A 12,373-nucleotide genomic window follows, 5' to 3' on the forward strand; every position below is an offset into this window, starting at 1 on the left:
CCGGCGTTGAGACAGACAGTGCCCGGCGCCTCCCGGCGTCGGACCGCACCACGCTCGGGCCCGAACGAGATCGGGCCGGTCAGAGGGAGACTCGATGCCAGAGACCACCGTCCCCGACTCCACCATCGAACCCACCCGCACCGTGCGCGTCCCGGAGCTGGTCGGCGTGCCGGCCGCCGACGCGCACGACCGTGCGCTGGACGCCGGCGTGCTCGCGGTCGCGGAGAACGCGGCCCACACCGCGGCCGGCCGCAGTCGCATCGAGCGTCAGGACCCCGACCCCGGGGCCGAGGTCGAGCCCGGCGCGATCGTCCGGATCTGGGTCAGCTCCTAAGCTCCCAGGACCCGGCGGGCGTTCTCCTTCAGGATCAGCGGGCGGACCTCCGGCTTGATGTCGAGGGCGTCGAAGTCGGCGCGCCAGCGGTCCGGGGTGATCACGGGGAAATCCGACCCGAAGAGCACCTTGTGCCGCAGCATCGAGTTCGCCGCCCGGACGAGCTGCGGCGGAAAGTACTTGGGCGACCAGCCGGACAGGTCGATGTAGACGTTGGACTTGTGCGTGGCGATCGAGATCGCCTCGTCCTGCCAGGGCACCGACGGGTGGGCCAGGACGATCGTCAGGTCCGGGTGGTCGGCGGCGACGTCGTCGAGCAGCATCGGGTCGGAGTAGCGCAGCTTGATCCCGCGCCCGCCGGGCAGCCCGGCACCGATCCCGGTCTGGCCGGTGTGGAACAGCGCCGGCACCCCGGCCTCGGCGATCGCGTCGTAGAGCGGGTAGAACGCGGTGTCGTTCGGCTCGAACGCCTGCAGGCTCGGGTGGAACTTGAAGCCGCGCACCCCGTGGTCGGCGACGAGCCGCCGCACGCGGGCGACGGCGGCCTTGCCGGCGTGCGGGTCCACCGACCCGAACGGGATCAGGACGTCGGCGTGTGCCGCGGCGGCGTCGGCGATCTCCTCACTGGACAGGGCAGGGTGCCCGGTACCCGCCATCGCGTCGACGGTGAACACGACGGCCGCGGTGTTGCGCTCGCGGTAGTACGCGGCGATGTACTCGATCGTCGGCGTGCGCTCCTGGCCGGACCGGAAGTAGGCCGCAGAGGCGTCGAGCAGCTCCTGGTCCAGGGAGAAGCAGCCGTGATCGTCCTGCTCGACGTGCACGTGCATGTCGACGGCGTCGAGGGCGTCGAAGTCCATGCGCTCAGTCTCCCCCGGCCCCCGTCACGCCCGCCGCATGCGAGCGCCGGCTCAGCTTGGCTGCACCCAGCGCCCCCACCCCGGACAGCGCCACCATCACGACCAGGTACACCGACGCGCCGGCCATCCCCACCGACGAGGCGAGCAGCAGCGTCACGACGATCGGGGCGAGCGCGCCGCCGAAGATCGAGCCCAGCTGGTAGCCGACCGAGGCCCCGCTGTAGCGCACCTCGGGCGGGTAGCTCTGCGCGGCCAGCGCGGCCGACGGGCCCCACATGACGTCCGAGGCGATCCGCGCCGCGGCGACGGCGAGGGCGATCAGCAGCAGCGAGCCGCTGGCCATCAGCGGCAGGAACGCCGCGATCGCCACCGCCGTCGCGACCGCGCCCCAGGCGACGGTCCGGCTCAGGCCCCAGGTGTCGGCGCGCTGGGAGAACCACAGCGTCAGCGGCAGCTCGATCAGCGCCACCACCAGCACGATCGCGAGCAACGGGGCACGAGGCAGGTCGAGCTGCGACGTGCCGTAGGAGATCGAGAACACCGCGGCGATGTAGCCGACGGCGGTGATCCCGCCGAAGATCAGGATCCCGCAGAGGACCTGGCCGGAGTGCTCGCGCAGCACCGACACGATCGGCAGCCTCATCGACCCGGCCCGCTCGGAGCGCTCGAACTCCGGGCTCTCCTCGACCTTGAGCCGCACGTAGAGCCCGACGCCGACGAGCAGCGCGCTGAACAGGAACGGCACCCGCCAGGCCCACGACGTGAGCGCCTCCGGGCTGACCACCGCGGCCAGCAGCAGGAACGCGCCGTTGGCCGCGATCAGACCGATCGGGACGCCCAGCTGCGGGAACGCGCCGAAGAACCCGCGCCGCTTCTCCGGGGCGTGCTCGACCGAGATCAGCACCGCGCCGCCCCACTCCCCGCCGACGGCGAAGCCCTGCAGCACCCGCAGCAGCACCAGCAGGATCGGCGCGGCGACCCCGATCGTTGCGTAGGTCGGCAGCAGGCCGATCAGCGCGGTCGAGATGCCCATCGTCAGCAGCGTCGCGACCAGGGTGTTCTTCCGGCCGAGCTTGTCGCCGAGATGCCCGAAGATGACGCCGCCGATCGGGCGGGCGACGAACCCGACCGCGAACGTGCCGAACGCGGCCAGGGTGGCGGCCAGCGTCGAGGCCCCGGGGAAGAACTGCGGCCCGAACACGATGATCGCCGCGAGGCCGTAGATGTAGAAGTCGTACCACTCGATCGACGTGCCGACGAGACTCGCCAGCGCGACCCGGCGCAGGCGCCGGGGGTCCGCCTCGCCGGCCCCCTCCCCTGCGGACGGTTCCGGCGGCCCGGTCGGTCGTGGTGCGGACGGCGAGGTGGTCACTGCGGCCTCCGTCGGTCGTGGTGATCGGGGTGGATCGTGCTCAGCCCTCGATCGGCTCCAGCTTCGAGAAGATCTCCTCGCGGCGGTCCTCGAACTGCTCCGGGAGCTGGAACCGGGTGCCGAGCTCCTGCGGGGACTCGTCGCAGGTCCAGCCGCCGTCGTCGTGGGTGACGGCGAGCTCGAACAGCGCACCGGCGGGCGTGCGGACGTAGACCGACTTGAAGTACTTGCGGTCCTTGAGCTCGGAGATGTCGGTGTAGCCGGCGCCCTCGACCTCGAACTTCAGCGCGTCCTGGTTCTCCAGGGTGTCGAGGTCCCAGGCCACGTGGTGGAACGTGCCCGCCCCGTAGCGCCAGGTCCCCTGCTCGTCGCGGCGATTGACGACGAGCTCGACGTGGTTGCCGTGCTCGGCCTCGCCGACCCGGAAGGCGATCCGGTCGCCCTCCTCGGTCGTCCTCCCCTGCCCGTGGAACGTCTCGTCGGCGAACTCCACCATCCGGTCGGGGGTCGCGACGTGGATGCCGACACCGTGGATGCCGTGGATCGCGTGCTCCGGCGGGACCCCGTCGCCCGGGTGTCCGGTACGGCCGTCGCCGTCGTTGCCGACCATCACGTACTCGATGCCGCAGGGGTGCCGGAACGCGAGGCGTCGCGCCCCGAACACGTCGGCGTCGTCGACGTCCACGCCGCGCTCGGCGAGCCGCCCGCGCCAGAACTCCAGCGACCCCGACGGCACCGACAGCTGCACCTCACGGGCCTGGTTGGTGCCCCGCGTCCCGTGCAGCCCGGCCTGCGCCCACGGGAACGTGGTCAGCACCGACGACGGGTCCCCGTCGGCGTTGGAGTAGTAGAGGTGGTAGATCGGCACCGACCCGTCGAACAGCACGGTCCGCTTGATGAACCGCATCCCGAGGGTCTTCGTGTGGAAGTCCACGTCCTCCTGGGCGTGCGCGACGGACAGGGTCAGGTGGTGGCTGCCGCGGATGTAGCTCATGGGAGCCAGTCTCTGTGTCGTGGACCACCGTCCGGAACGTCGTTTCCGGTCACCGGGAAACCGGATTGACGGGCCGGCGGCCTCAGGAACGGGCCGCGCGCGCGCGTTCGCCGAGCGCGGCCAGGACCGCGTCGTCGTAGCTCATCGGCTCGAACGGCACGAGACGCCGGATCGCGTCGTCGCGGACGACGACCTCGTTGCTCATCGAGTCGATCAGCGACCGGCCGGTCGGCACGTCGACGTCGGTGACGAGCGAGAGCCACCGCGACGACAGGCTCGGGGTGAGCAGCGGGACCGGCACCACGAACATGGTGCGGCCCTCGATCACGGCGACGCGGCGCATCATGTCCAGGTAGGCCAGGACCTCCGGGCCACCGATGTCCAGCGTCCGCCCGGCCGCCTCGGGGAGGTCGAGCACCCCGAGCAGGTACCGGACGACGTCGGCGACCGCGATCGGCTGGGTCCGCGTCCGAACCCAGCGCGGGCAGATCGTGGCGGGCAGGTGCTCGACGAGCTGGCGGGTCATCTCCCAGGAGATGCCGCCGTAGCCGACGATGATCCCGGCCCGCAGCGTGGTGACCGGGACGCCGGTCGAGGCGAGGACCTGCTCGACCTCGCGGCGGCTGCGCAGGTGCTCGGACAGGTCGTCGCGGTCGTCGCCGAGGCCACCCAGGTAGACGATCCGGCCCACCCCGGCCTCCGCGGCGGCGTCGGCGAACGCGCGGGCCGCGCGGTCGTCGCGGCGGGCGAAGTCGGCGTCGTCGAGCGAGTGCACCAGGTAGTAGGCGGCCCGGCAGCCGGCGAGCGCGGTGACGAGGGAGTCGGAGTCCTGCACGTCGCCGTAGACGGCCCGGCCGGGACCGGTGTGGGCCTCCGGACGGCGGGTCATGGCGAGGACCTCGTGGCCCTGCGCCTCCAGCGCCGGGCACAGGCGTCGTCCGACGAACCCGGACGCCCCGGCGACGAGGACCTTCACGCTTTCCGCTTCGGGGACCGGCCGGGCCGGGCCAGCACCTCGCCGGTGTCGACGGTGCCCTCGACGATCCCGCGGGCGACGTCGCTCAGCCGCCGGTTGTTGTCGCGGGCGTGACGGCGGAGCCGGTCGAACGCGGTGTCCATGGTCAGCGACCCGCTCTGGGCGAGCACCCCCTTGGCCTGCTCGATGATCACCCGGCTGTTCAGGGCGGACTGCAGCTGCTCGCTGACCACCTCGCCACGGCGCACCGCCCGCTCGGCGAGGATCCCGATCGTGGCGACGTCGGCCAGGGACTGGCCGAGCGCGAGGTCGGCCGCAGGCAGCGGGCCGGGCCGGGTGTGGAACAGGTTCAGCGCCCCGATCGCCTCACCGCGCAGCCGCAGGGGCAGGGCGTGCACCGAGCCGTAGGTCCCCCGCTTCGCGAGCGCGGCGACGAAGCCCGGCCACCGGGGCGCGCTGCCGGCCAGGTCGGTCACGCTGACCGCCGCACCGGAGCGGACGCAGTCCACGCACGGCCCCTCGTCGGCCTCGATCTGGAGCAGCTCCATCCAGTCGCTGCGCTCGTCGGTCGAGGCCGCGACGCGGAGCTTGTCGCAGGCGTCGAGGAGCAGGATCCCGGCGGCGTCGGCGGCGAGCAGCTCGACGCTGGCGGCGGCCAGCCGGTCGAGCAGGTCGATGACGTCGTAGTCGTCGACCAGCGTGTCGGCCAGCCCGACGAACGCGCTGATGAGCAGCCCCTCCCGGCCCATCACGTCGGTCGCCGTCCCGGTGACCGCTCCGCCCGGGGGTGCTGTGTCACTCACGTCGTGTTCCTCCTGGGGTGGTGCGTCGGCGGGGGCCGGCGTCGACCGTGCGGCCGCGGCGGGAGAGGTCAGCGGACCAGGGGACCGCGGACCGCGGCCACCGCGCCGGCGGGCTCGTCGGGGATCTCGTCGCCGGGACCGGCGGGGATCTCGTCGCCGGGACCGTCGACGGACCGGATGGAGGATCGGTGGATGGCGGTCCGTTCGGTCTCGCTCAGACCGCCCCACACCCCGTACGGCTCCCGCACGGCCAGCGCGTGCTCGCGGCACTGCTCGCGCACGGGGCATCCGGCGCAGACCTGCTTGGCGAGTCGTTCCCGGCGCACGCGGGTCGGTCCGCGTTCCTTCTCGGGGTGGAAGAAGACCGCGCTGTCCAGATTCCGGCACGCGGCACGCATCTGCCAGTTCCAGATGTCGGTGACCGGCACGGGGAGGCGGCGGATATCGGCCATGGCGGTACTCGTTTCCTCAGGACGACGGGGAGTCGTCGCCGAGGATCTGGAGCGACACGAGGGCGGTACCCGCGCGGGCTCCTGCGCAATCACGTCCGACGCGCATTCCGGCGGGAGACCGGCACGGGGCGGACCGCGGTCGTCACGACCCCTGGTCGCCGCCCACGGCCCGTCGCCGCCGCACGCCGGAACCGGACCGGAGACCGTCCCCCGGCCGGCGCACGCGGGTCGCGGTGACCATCGCACGGACCGGGCGGACGAGGACACGGCGGACGGTCGCCAGCAGCGCCGCATCGGCCGACCGGACGCCGGGGTCGAAGGCGGGCGCGTCACGCCACAGCACGAGGTAGATCTCCTCGACGACCCGCTCGGTCCGCGGAGGGTCCAGCACCCGCTCCACCACGCCGAGGACCATGGGGGCGGTCGCGTCGTAGAACGCACCGAAGGCGCCCACGTCACCGCCTCCGGCGGCCACCAGCAGATCGTCCGTCGTCGCCCGCCGCGGGCCCACGACGGGAGGGTTCCGCGCGACGGACGGCGCCCGGCCCGGCTCGAACACGGCAACCCCGTCCCGCAGTCACGACACGACCGTGTGCCGGGGACCGGGGCACCACGCCGAGCCGTCGAGGCCTCGGATCACCGACCGTAAGGTGACCGTGTCACCGCGGCAACTCGATCCCGACCGGTACAGCGACCCGATCTTCACCGGGACAAGGTGGCCGGGTCCGTCGCGCCGTCGACGACGTTGCGGCACAGCTCCGTCAGCCGCAGGTTGTGCTCCCGGGAGTGACGGCGCAGGACCGTGAACGCCTCGTCGGGCGAGATGTCGTCGTGCTGGGCGACCCTGCCCTTCGCCTGCTCGATGATCACCCGGCTGTTCAGCGCGCCCTGCAGCTGCTCGGCGAGCGTCTCGGCCCGGCGCACCGCACGCTCGTGCAGCAGGCCGATCGTGGCGGCGTCGGCCAGCGCCTGGCCCAGACGGTCGTCCGGTCCGGCGAGCGTGTGCGGGTCGGTGTGCAGCAGGGTCAGCGCACCGATGACGTCACCGCGCAGCTTCATCGGCAGCGCGTGCACGGCGCGGAAGCCCGCCGACGCAGCGCCGGCGGCGAAGCGTGGCCAGCGGGTGGCGTCGTAGGTCAGGTCGTGTGAGCTCACGGGCTCACCGCTGCGGACGCAGTCGACGCACGGCCCGTCGTCGACGGCCACCGCGAACACCTCGAGGAGCCGGGACCGTTCCGAGGACGCGGCGGCCACCGAGAGCCCGCCGGTGTTGAGGTCGGTGAGGATGATCCCGGCCGCGGAGACGTCGAGCAGGTCGACGCTGCTCTCGGCCAGGGTGGTCAACAGGTCCAGGGCGTCGAAGTCCGAGACCAGGGTGTCGGTCAGCGCCAGGAAGGCGTCGATGACCTGGGGTTCACGGCCGTTGCTCATCGGTCCTCCTCCACGCCGGGCCGGGTGGGCCCGCCGTCGTCCGGGTCCAGGATCAGTTCGCGGTCGACGATCCGGCGCGCCACCTGCTCGATCGGCTCGCTGTGGGCGAACGCGTGGGCCCGGATCCGCAGCAGTGCCCTGTCCACGCCGATCCCCTCGGCGCCCGAGACCATCCCGGAGGCCTGGTGGACCTCTGCGTGCACCCCGGGCAGCCACCCCATGTCAGCTGTGGCACCCGCGGTGCCGTTCTCCTCCGGTGTCGACGGTCCCACACCGACGGGAACGGCCGCAGCGTCGGAGCCGACGTCCGGCCCGGAGACCGTGAGCTCGAGGAGGACCTCGGTGGCCAGCCCGGCCAGCACCAGCGCGTCGGCGAACTGCCCGCGGGTCAGCGGCCCGGTCGTGTCCCGGTGTAGGTCCAGCGTGCCCAGCCGGACCGCGCCGACCTGCAACGGGAGCGAGAACACCGCCGCGGCCCCGGCCTGCAACGCCTCCGGCGTGAAGCCGAGCCACCTCGACGTGTCCTGGCCCAGGTCGCCGACGAGCACCGGCGCCCCCGACGCGTAGGCGTCCAGGCAGGGGCCCTCGCCGGCCGTGAGCTGCAGCGCCTCCAGCCGGCGGGCCACCGGGCCGGTGGCCCACAGCTGGTCCCGGCTCCCGGCCAGGCCACCGGCCAGCCCGGCCATCACCGTGATCCCGGCGCCGCTGACCCCCACCTCGGAGACCGCCAGCGCGCACACCCGGCCCAGCCGGGCCCGGCCGTCGGACGGCTCGCCCGCCCCGGCGGTCATCAGGTCGAGGAGCCGGCGTCGCCGGTCCTCGTCGCGGTCGTGGTCGGTGCCGTCGCCGCTCACGTGCAGCTCCCTGCCCGCGGACGGGATCGACGGTGTCCGGCCAGACGGTACGCCCGGATCAGCCGGACTGTGCGGCCACTTCCCGCAGACGGTTCATCCGTGCGGTCGTGGGCCAGCGGACCTCGGTGGCCCAGCCGAGCTTCTCGAACGCCGCGATGACGCGGGCCGACGGGTCGATCTGGCCGGGCACGGCGCCGTGGCGGGCGCACGTGGGGTCGGCGTGGTGCAGGTTGTGCCACGACTCGCCCATCGACAGGACCGCGAGCGGCCAGAAGTTGGTGGCCTTGCTGCGGGCCTCGAACGGACGGTCGCCGAGCATGTGGCAGATCGAGTTGATCGACCAGGTGACGTGGTGCAGTACCGCGACCCGGACGAGTCCGGCCCAGAACAGTGCGGTCACCGCACCCCACCAGGACATCGTGACCAGGCCGCCGATGAGTGCCGGCGCGGTGAGGCTCGCGACCGTCAGCAGCGGGAACAGCCGGGCGACCCGGGCGACGTCGCGGTCGGAGAGCAGATCCGGGGTGAAGCGGGCGGCGTTCGTGCGGTCCCGCTCGAACAGCCAGCCCAGGTGGGCGTGGAACATGCCCCTGGTGAGCCCGGCCGGTCCGTCGCCGTGCAGCCACGGCGAGTGCGGGTCGCCGTCCTTGTCGGCGAAGGCGTGGTGGCGGCGGTGGTCGGCCACCCAGGTGATGACGTCGCCCTGCAGCGCGAGGCTCCCGGCGACCGCGAGCCCGACGCGCAGGGCTCGGTTCGCCTTGAAGGCGCGGTGGGTGAAGTACCGGTGGAAGCCGACGGTGACGCCCAGCGCGGACACCAGGTAGAAGCCGGCCGCGAGACCGACGTCGAGCCAGCTCAGACCCCATCCCCAGGCCAGCGGCACGGCTGCGACCAGGGCGATCATCGGGATCAGTGTGAAGGCGTAGACGAGTGCGGCCTCGACCGGAGGCCGGCGCCCGTCGAGGACGGGCTTCGACGGGGCGGGGGCCTTCGCCGGTGGTGCCGCCGGTGCGCCCGGGGGGACGGGTTCGGTGATCGTCACGATCGAGGGGTTCTCCTTGGAGCTCGTACTGGGATGCGCCGCGCTGCGCTGCGGGTGTCCGAAGTCCGAGGTCTGGGAACTCACCCTGTGTACCCGCCGGAGCGGCCCCGCACCCTCTTTCCGGCGGGTGAGCCGAACCACGCGGGTCAGTCCGGGACGGGCGTCTCACGGACCACGACGACCGGGCAGGAGGCGAACCCGACCAGGCCGCGGCCGGTCGAGGTGACCGACATCGACGCCGGTGGCAGGTGCTCGCGATGCCCCACGACCACCGCGCGGGCCCCGTCGGCGCGGTCGAGCACGGCCCGCAGCGGGCTCCCCTCCACCAGCTCGCCCTCGATCTCCAGGCCCGGGTGCCGCTCCCGGGCCGCGGCGACGGCGTCACGCAGGATCTCGCCGGCGAACCCGCCGAGCGTCGTCCCGTCACCGGTGAGCCGGTGTGCGGCGCCCGCGGTGTCGGACACGACGTCGGACCAGGTGTGCACGGCCAGCACCCGCGTCCCGAAGGCGGTCGCGAGCCGGGAGGCGAAGTCGAGCGCGGTCCCGGCCGACGCGGTGCCGTCGACCCCGGCGACCACCGGGCCCTCGTCCGGCGGGCGGACGTCCGGCGTCCCGCCGCGCACGACGGCGACCGGGCACTCCGCCCGTTCGATCAGGGCCAGCGCGACCGAGCCGGCGAGCATCCCCGAGCGGGCGCCCTCGCCGTAGCTGCCCACGACGACGAGCCGGGCACCCGAGGACCGCCGGACGAGCAGGCCCGCCACACCGTCGGCCCCCTCCCCCTGCTCCTCGCCCGCCGACGTCCGCGGGACGTCCACCGTGGCCCCCGCCCCGGCCACGGACCCGGCGAGGCCCCGCAGCCAGGCCGGGTCGGCGCCGTCGGCCGGGGCACCCGCGTGCACCAGATGCAGCGGCGCGCCCCAGGCCGCGGCGAGCCCGGCCGCCCATCCGACGGCGTCGGCGGCGGAGGCCGACTCGTCGACGCCGACCACGATCGGCGGTCCGTCCTGTGTCCTCGTGCTCATGGCGCGTCCCACTCTCGTCGGGCCGGCCCGACGGCCGGCGCCGCCAGTCTGACCGGGTGCACCGCCGCCGACCAGGCGACGACCTCGCCCCACCCCGCCGCGCCGGCGACCGGGCGGGGAGAACAATGGGCCCGATACCGGTGACGTACACCGGCCACTGTGGAGGAAGGAACCGCCGCCGACATGGGCCAGAGCTCGGAGGACCCGTCGTCCGCACGACCGGCGCGTCGACGCCCGACCCGCGCGCAGACCCGTCAGAAGGTCCTCGACGCGGCGCTCGAGGTGTTCGGCGAGCTGGGCATCCAGGGCGGCTCGCTCGACGCCGTGGCCGAGGCCGGACAGCTGTCGAAGGGAGCCATCTACTCCAACTTCGCGTCCAAGACCGAGCTGGTCCTCGCGCTGGTCCAGGAGAACACCCTGAACCGGGTGGGGCTCGGCCTGGAGGCTGTCTCGCACGCCGACGGACCGGTGGACGCGCTCACGATGCTCTCGGCCGCCATGACCCGGGCGTTGAAGGGCGACCAGGTCCGTCACCGGCTGGTGGCGGAGCTCTACATCCTCGCCCACCGCGACCCGCAGCTGGCCGAGGCGCTCAAGGTCAGTCGCGCCGAGGCGCGGGCCATGGGCGCCGAGACCCTCCGTCAGGGAGCCGCGCTCCTCGGGATCACGCTCCCGATGCCGGCCGAGCACCTCATCGTCGTGCTGATCGGCCTGCACAACGGGCTGGCCATGGAGTACGGCATCGACGACGGGTCGGTGCCCGACGACCTGTTCGCCTCGGTCCTGGTGCCCACCGTCCTGCGCTGAGCCCGCCCGGCCTCGCCGGTCCCGCGGGCATGGCGGGTGCGACCCCCGACGTCCGCACCCGCCACTCCCCCTCGTGGTCGCCCGCGCCCGTCCCCCGACGGCCGGCTCCCGCGCTCAGCGTGGCGCACCCGCCCGGTGCTCGATACTCAGGGGTATCCGATACCCGACGGTCTCCGGATCCCCGAGACCGGCGGTCCTGACTCTCCTCGCCGGGGACAGATGAGTTCTCCCCGCGGGACCCGTCGATACAGGCATGACGACACACGTGCTGCAGACCGCCGAGGTCGACCTCGCCTACGACGTCCACGGACCCGTCCCGACAGCGGACGGGCGCCCGCCGCTGTTCCTGATCGGCCAGCCGATGGACGCGACCGGCTTCACCGCGCTCGTCGCGCAGTTCCCCGACCGCACCGTGATCACCTACGACCCGCGCGGTCTCGGCCGCAGCGTCCGCAAGGACGGCCGGACCGAGCAGATCCCCGAGGTCCAGGCCGGTGACGTGCTCGCCGTCATCGAGGCCGTCGGCGCCGGGCCGGTCGAGATGTTCGCCAGCAGCGGGGGCGCCGTCACCGCGCTGGCCCTGGTCGCGGCGGCCCCGGACGCGGTCGTCACGCTCGTGGCACACGAGCCTCCGATGATCCCGGTCCTGCCCGACGCCGAGGCCGCCGCACGGGCCCACGCCGGGTTCGGAGCCGCCTACCGGGCCCACGGCTGGGGTACCGGCATGGCCGCCTTCCTCGCGATGACGTCGTGGGAGGGCGAGTTCACCGACGCCTACTTCGCCCGGCCCGCCCCTGACCCGGCGGCGTTCGGGATGCCGGCCGGCGACGACGGCAGCCGCGACGACCCGCTGCTCTCCGACCGGGCGCTCGCCGTCGTCCGTTACCGTCCCGACGTCGACGCCCTCGCCGCCGCACCGACCCGTGTCGTGATCGCCGTCGGCGAGGAGACCGGCACGACGTTCACCGCGCGCACCGCGGTCGCGACGGCCGAGCTCCTCGGGCAGCGGGCGACGGTGTTCCCGAGCCACCACGGCGGCTTCATGGGCGGCGAGTTCGGCTACGCGGGGCAGCCGGAGGCCTTCGCCCGCAGGCTGCGCGAGGTCCTCGACGGGGACGCGGCCGACGGTCGCGTGGGCAAGCTCTCTCAATCAGCTGAGTGAAAGAAGTGGTAGCTTCGTATCGGTTACCGACTGACGTCCCCGGCTGGTGAAGAGGCCCCCGTGAAGATCGAGATCGACCAGGAGAAGTGCATCGGAGCAGGTCAGTGCGTGCTCTCCGCGCCCGACGTGTTCGACCAGCGCGAGGAGGACGGCATCGTCGTCCTCCTCGACGAGGTCCCGGCCGAGGAGCGGTGGGCCGGCGCCCGCGACGCCGCGGCGGTCTGCCCGTCCGGTGCCGTCACCGTGCACGAGGACTGAGCC

Annotated in this window: 15 protein-coding genes; 4 read left to right on the forward strand and 11 right to left on the reverse strand. The window is 73.5% G+C overall.

What is annotated here, in order from left to right; translation table 11 throughout:
* Positions 1 to 94: 94 nt before the first annotated feature.
* A complete protein-coding gene (locus EV383_RS18195) occupies positions 95 to 334 on the forward strand; it encodes a PASTA domain-containing protein (RefSeq protein ID WP_130291020.1) in 240 nt (79 codons plus the stop codon).
* Here the strand turns inward: EV383_RS18195 and couO are convergent.
* From couO to EV383_RS18250, 11 genes are all read right to left on the reverse strand, one after another.
* A complete protein-coding gene (couO, locus tag EV383_RS18200) occupies positions 331 to 1,194 on the reverse strand; it encodes a 4-hydroxyphenyl-beta-ketoacyl-CoA hydrolase (protein ID WP_130291021.1) in 864 nt (287 codons plus the stop codon). The genes EV383_RS18195 and couO overlap by 4 nt on opposite strands.
* 4 nt (positions 1,195 to 1,198) lie before the next feature.
* Positions 1,199 to 2,566 (reverse strand): MFS transporter, encoded by a 1,368-nt coding sequence (locus EV383_RS18205; RefSeq protein ID WP_130291022.1) that lies wholly within the window; start codon positions 2,564 to 2,566, stop codon positions 1,199 to 1,201.
* A 40-nt stretch (positions 2,567 to 2,606) separates the two neighbouring features.
* Positions 2,607 to 3,560, reverse strand: coding sequence for a VOC family protein (locus EV383_RS18210; RefSeq protein WP_130291023.1), 954 nt, complete (start codon positions 3,558 to 3,560; stop codon positions 2,607 to 2,609).
* Between the two features lie 82 nt (positions 3,561 to 3,642).
* Positions 3,643 to 4,536 (reverse strand): NAD(P)H-binding protein, encoded by an 894-nt coding sequence (locus tag EV383_RS18215; RefSeq protein ID WP_130291024.1) that lies wholly within the window; start codon positions 4,534 to 4,536, stop codon positions 3,643 to 3,645.
* Positions 4,533 to 5,339 (reverse strand): GAF and ANTAR domain-containing protein, encoded by an 807-nt coding sequence (locus EV383_RS18220; protein WP_242623181.1) that lies wholly within the window; start codon positions 5,337 to 5,339, stop codon positions 4,533 to 4,535. The genes EV383_RS18215 and EV383_RS18220 overlap by 4 nt, the downstream gene beginning before the upstream one ends.
* 68 nt (positions 5,340 to 5,407) lie before the next feature.
* Positions 5,408 to 5,791, reverse strand: a complete 384-nt coding sequence (locus EV383_RS18225; RefSeq protein ID WP_130291025.1) for a WhiB family transcriptional regulator — start codon at positions 5,789 to 5,791, stop codon at positions 5,408 to 5,410.
* 142 nt (positions 5,792 to 5,933) lie between these two features.
* Positions 5,934 to 6,266 (reverse strand): sigma-70 family RNA polymerase sigma factor, encoded by a 333-nt coding sequence (locus EV383_RS18230; RefSeq protein ID WP_130291026.1) that lies wholly within the window; start codon positions 6,264 to 6,266, stop codon positions 5,934 to 5,936.
* 227 nt (positions 6,267 to 6,493) lie between these two features.
* A complete protein-coding gene (locus EV383_RS18235) occupies positions 6,494 to 7,222 on the reverse strand; it encodes a GAF and ANTAR domain-containing protein (RefSeq protein ID WP_130291027.1) in 729 nt (242 codons plus the stop codon).
* The gene (locus EV383_RS18240) at positions 7,219 to 8,076 is read right to left on the reverse strand and encodes a GAF and ANTAR domain-containing protein (RefSeq protein ID WP_242623182.1); all 858 of its coding nucleotides are present in this window, start codon (positions 8,074 to 8,076) and stop codon (positions 7,219 to 7,221) included. Before EV383_RS18240 ends, EV383_RS18235 begins: the two co-directional genes overlap by 4 nt.
* A gap of 58 nt (positions 8,077 to 8,134) precedes the next feature.
* Complete coding sequence (locus tag EV383_RS18245) at positions 8,135 to 9,121, reverse strand: acyl-CoA desaturase (protein ID WP_423213697.1); 987 nt, start codon at positions 9,119 to 9,121, stop codon at positions 8,135 to 8,137.
* 143 nt (positions 9,122 to 9,264) lie between these two features.
* Positions 9,265 to 10,143: a universal stress protein gene (locus EV383_RS18250; protein ID WP_130291028.1), complete on the reverse strand. Its 879-nt coding sequence runs from the start codon at positions 10,141 to 10,143 to the stop codon at positions 9,265 to 9,267.
* A gap of 159 nt (positions 10,144 to 10,302) precedes the next feature.
* On the opposite strand from EV383_RS18250, the gene EV383_RS18255 reads away from it, so the two are divergent.
* The 3 genes from EV383_RS18255 (at position 10,303) to EV383_RS18265 (ending at position 12,370) form a co-directional block, all read left to right on the forward strand.
* A complete protein-coding gene (locus EV383_RS18255) occupies positions 10,303 to 10,950 on the forward strand; it encodes a TetR/AcrR family transcriptional regulator (RefSeq protein ID WP_130291029.1) in 648 nt (215 codons plus the stop codon).
* Positions 10,951 to 11,203: 253 nt separating this feature from the next.
* A complete protein-coding gene (locus EV383_RS18260) occupies positions 11,204 to 12,112 on the forward strand; it encodes an alpha/beta fold hydrolase (RefSeq protein WP_130291030.1) in 909 nt (302 codons plus the stop codon).
* Positions 12,113 to 12,172: 60 nt separating this feature from the next.
* A complete protein-coding gene (locus EV383_RS18265; protein ID WP_130291031.1) occupies positions 12,173 to 12,370 on the forward strand; it encodes a ferredoxin in 198 nt (65 codons plus the stop codon).
* Positions 12,371 to 12,373 lie beyond the last annotated feature (3 nt).

It is taken from the genome of Pseudonocardia sediminis, assembly GCF_004217185.1.
GTDB classification, from domain to species: Bacteria; Actinomycetota; Actinomycetes; order Mycobacteriales; family Pseudonocardiaceae; genus Pseudonocardia; species Pseudonocardia sediminis.

What these genes read in the sequence shown, in the direction of transcription:
- EV383_RS18235 (WP_130291027.1), bottom strand. Translation starts at nt 7,222, where the DNA reads ATGAGCAACGGCCGTGAACCCCAGGTCATCGACGCCTTCCTGGCGCTG.
- EV383_RS18260 (WP_130291030.1), top strand. Translation starts at nt 11,204, where the DNA reads ATGACGACACACGTGCTGCAGACCGCCGAGGTCGACCTCGCCTACGAC.
- EV383_RS18225 (WP_130291025.1), bottom strand. Translation starts at nt 5,791, where the DNA reads ATGGCCGATATCCGCCGCCTCCCCGTGCCGGTCACCGACATCTGGAAC.
- EV383_RS18195 (WP_130291020.1), top strand. Translation starts at nt 95, where the DNA reads ATGCCAGAGACCACCGTCCCCGACTCCACCATCGAACCCACCCGCACC.
- couO (WP_130291021.1), bottom strand. Translation starts at nt 1,194, where the DNA reads ATGGACTTCGACGCCCTCGACGCCGTCGACATGCACGTGCACGTCGAG.
- EV383_RS18210 (WP_130291023.1), bottom strand. Translation starts at nt 3,560, where the DNA reads ATGAGCTACATCCGCGGCAGCCACCACCTGACCCTGTCCGTCGCGCAC.
- EV383_RS18250 (WP_130291028.1), bottom strand. Translation starts at nt 10,143, where the DNA reads ATGAGCACGAGGACACAGGACGGACCGCCGATCGTGGTCGGCGTCGAC.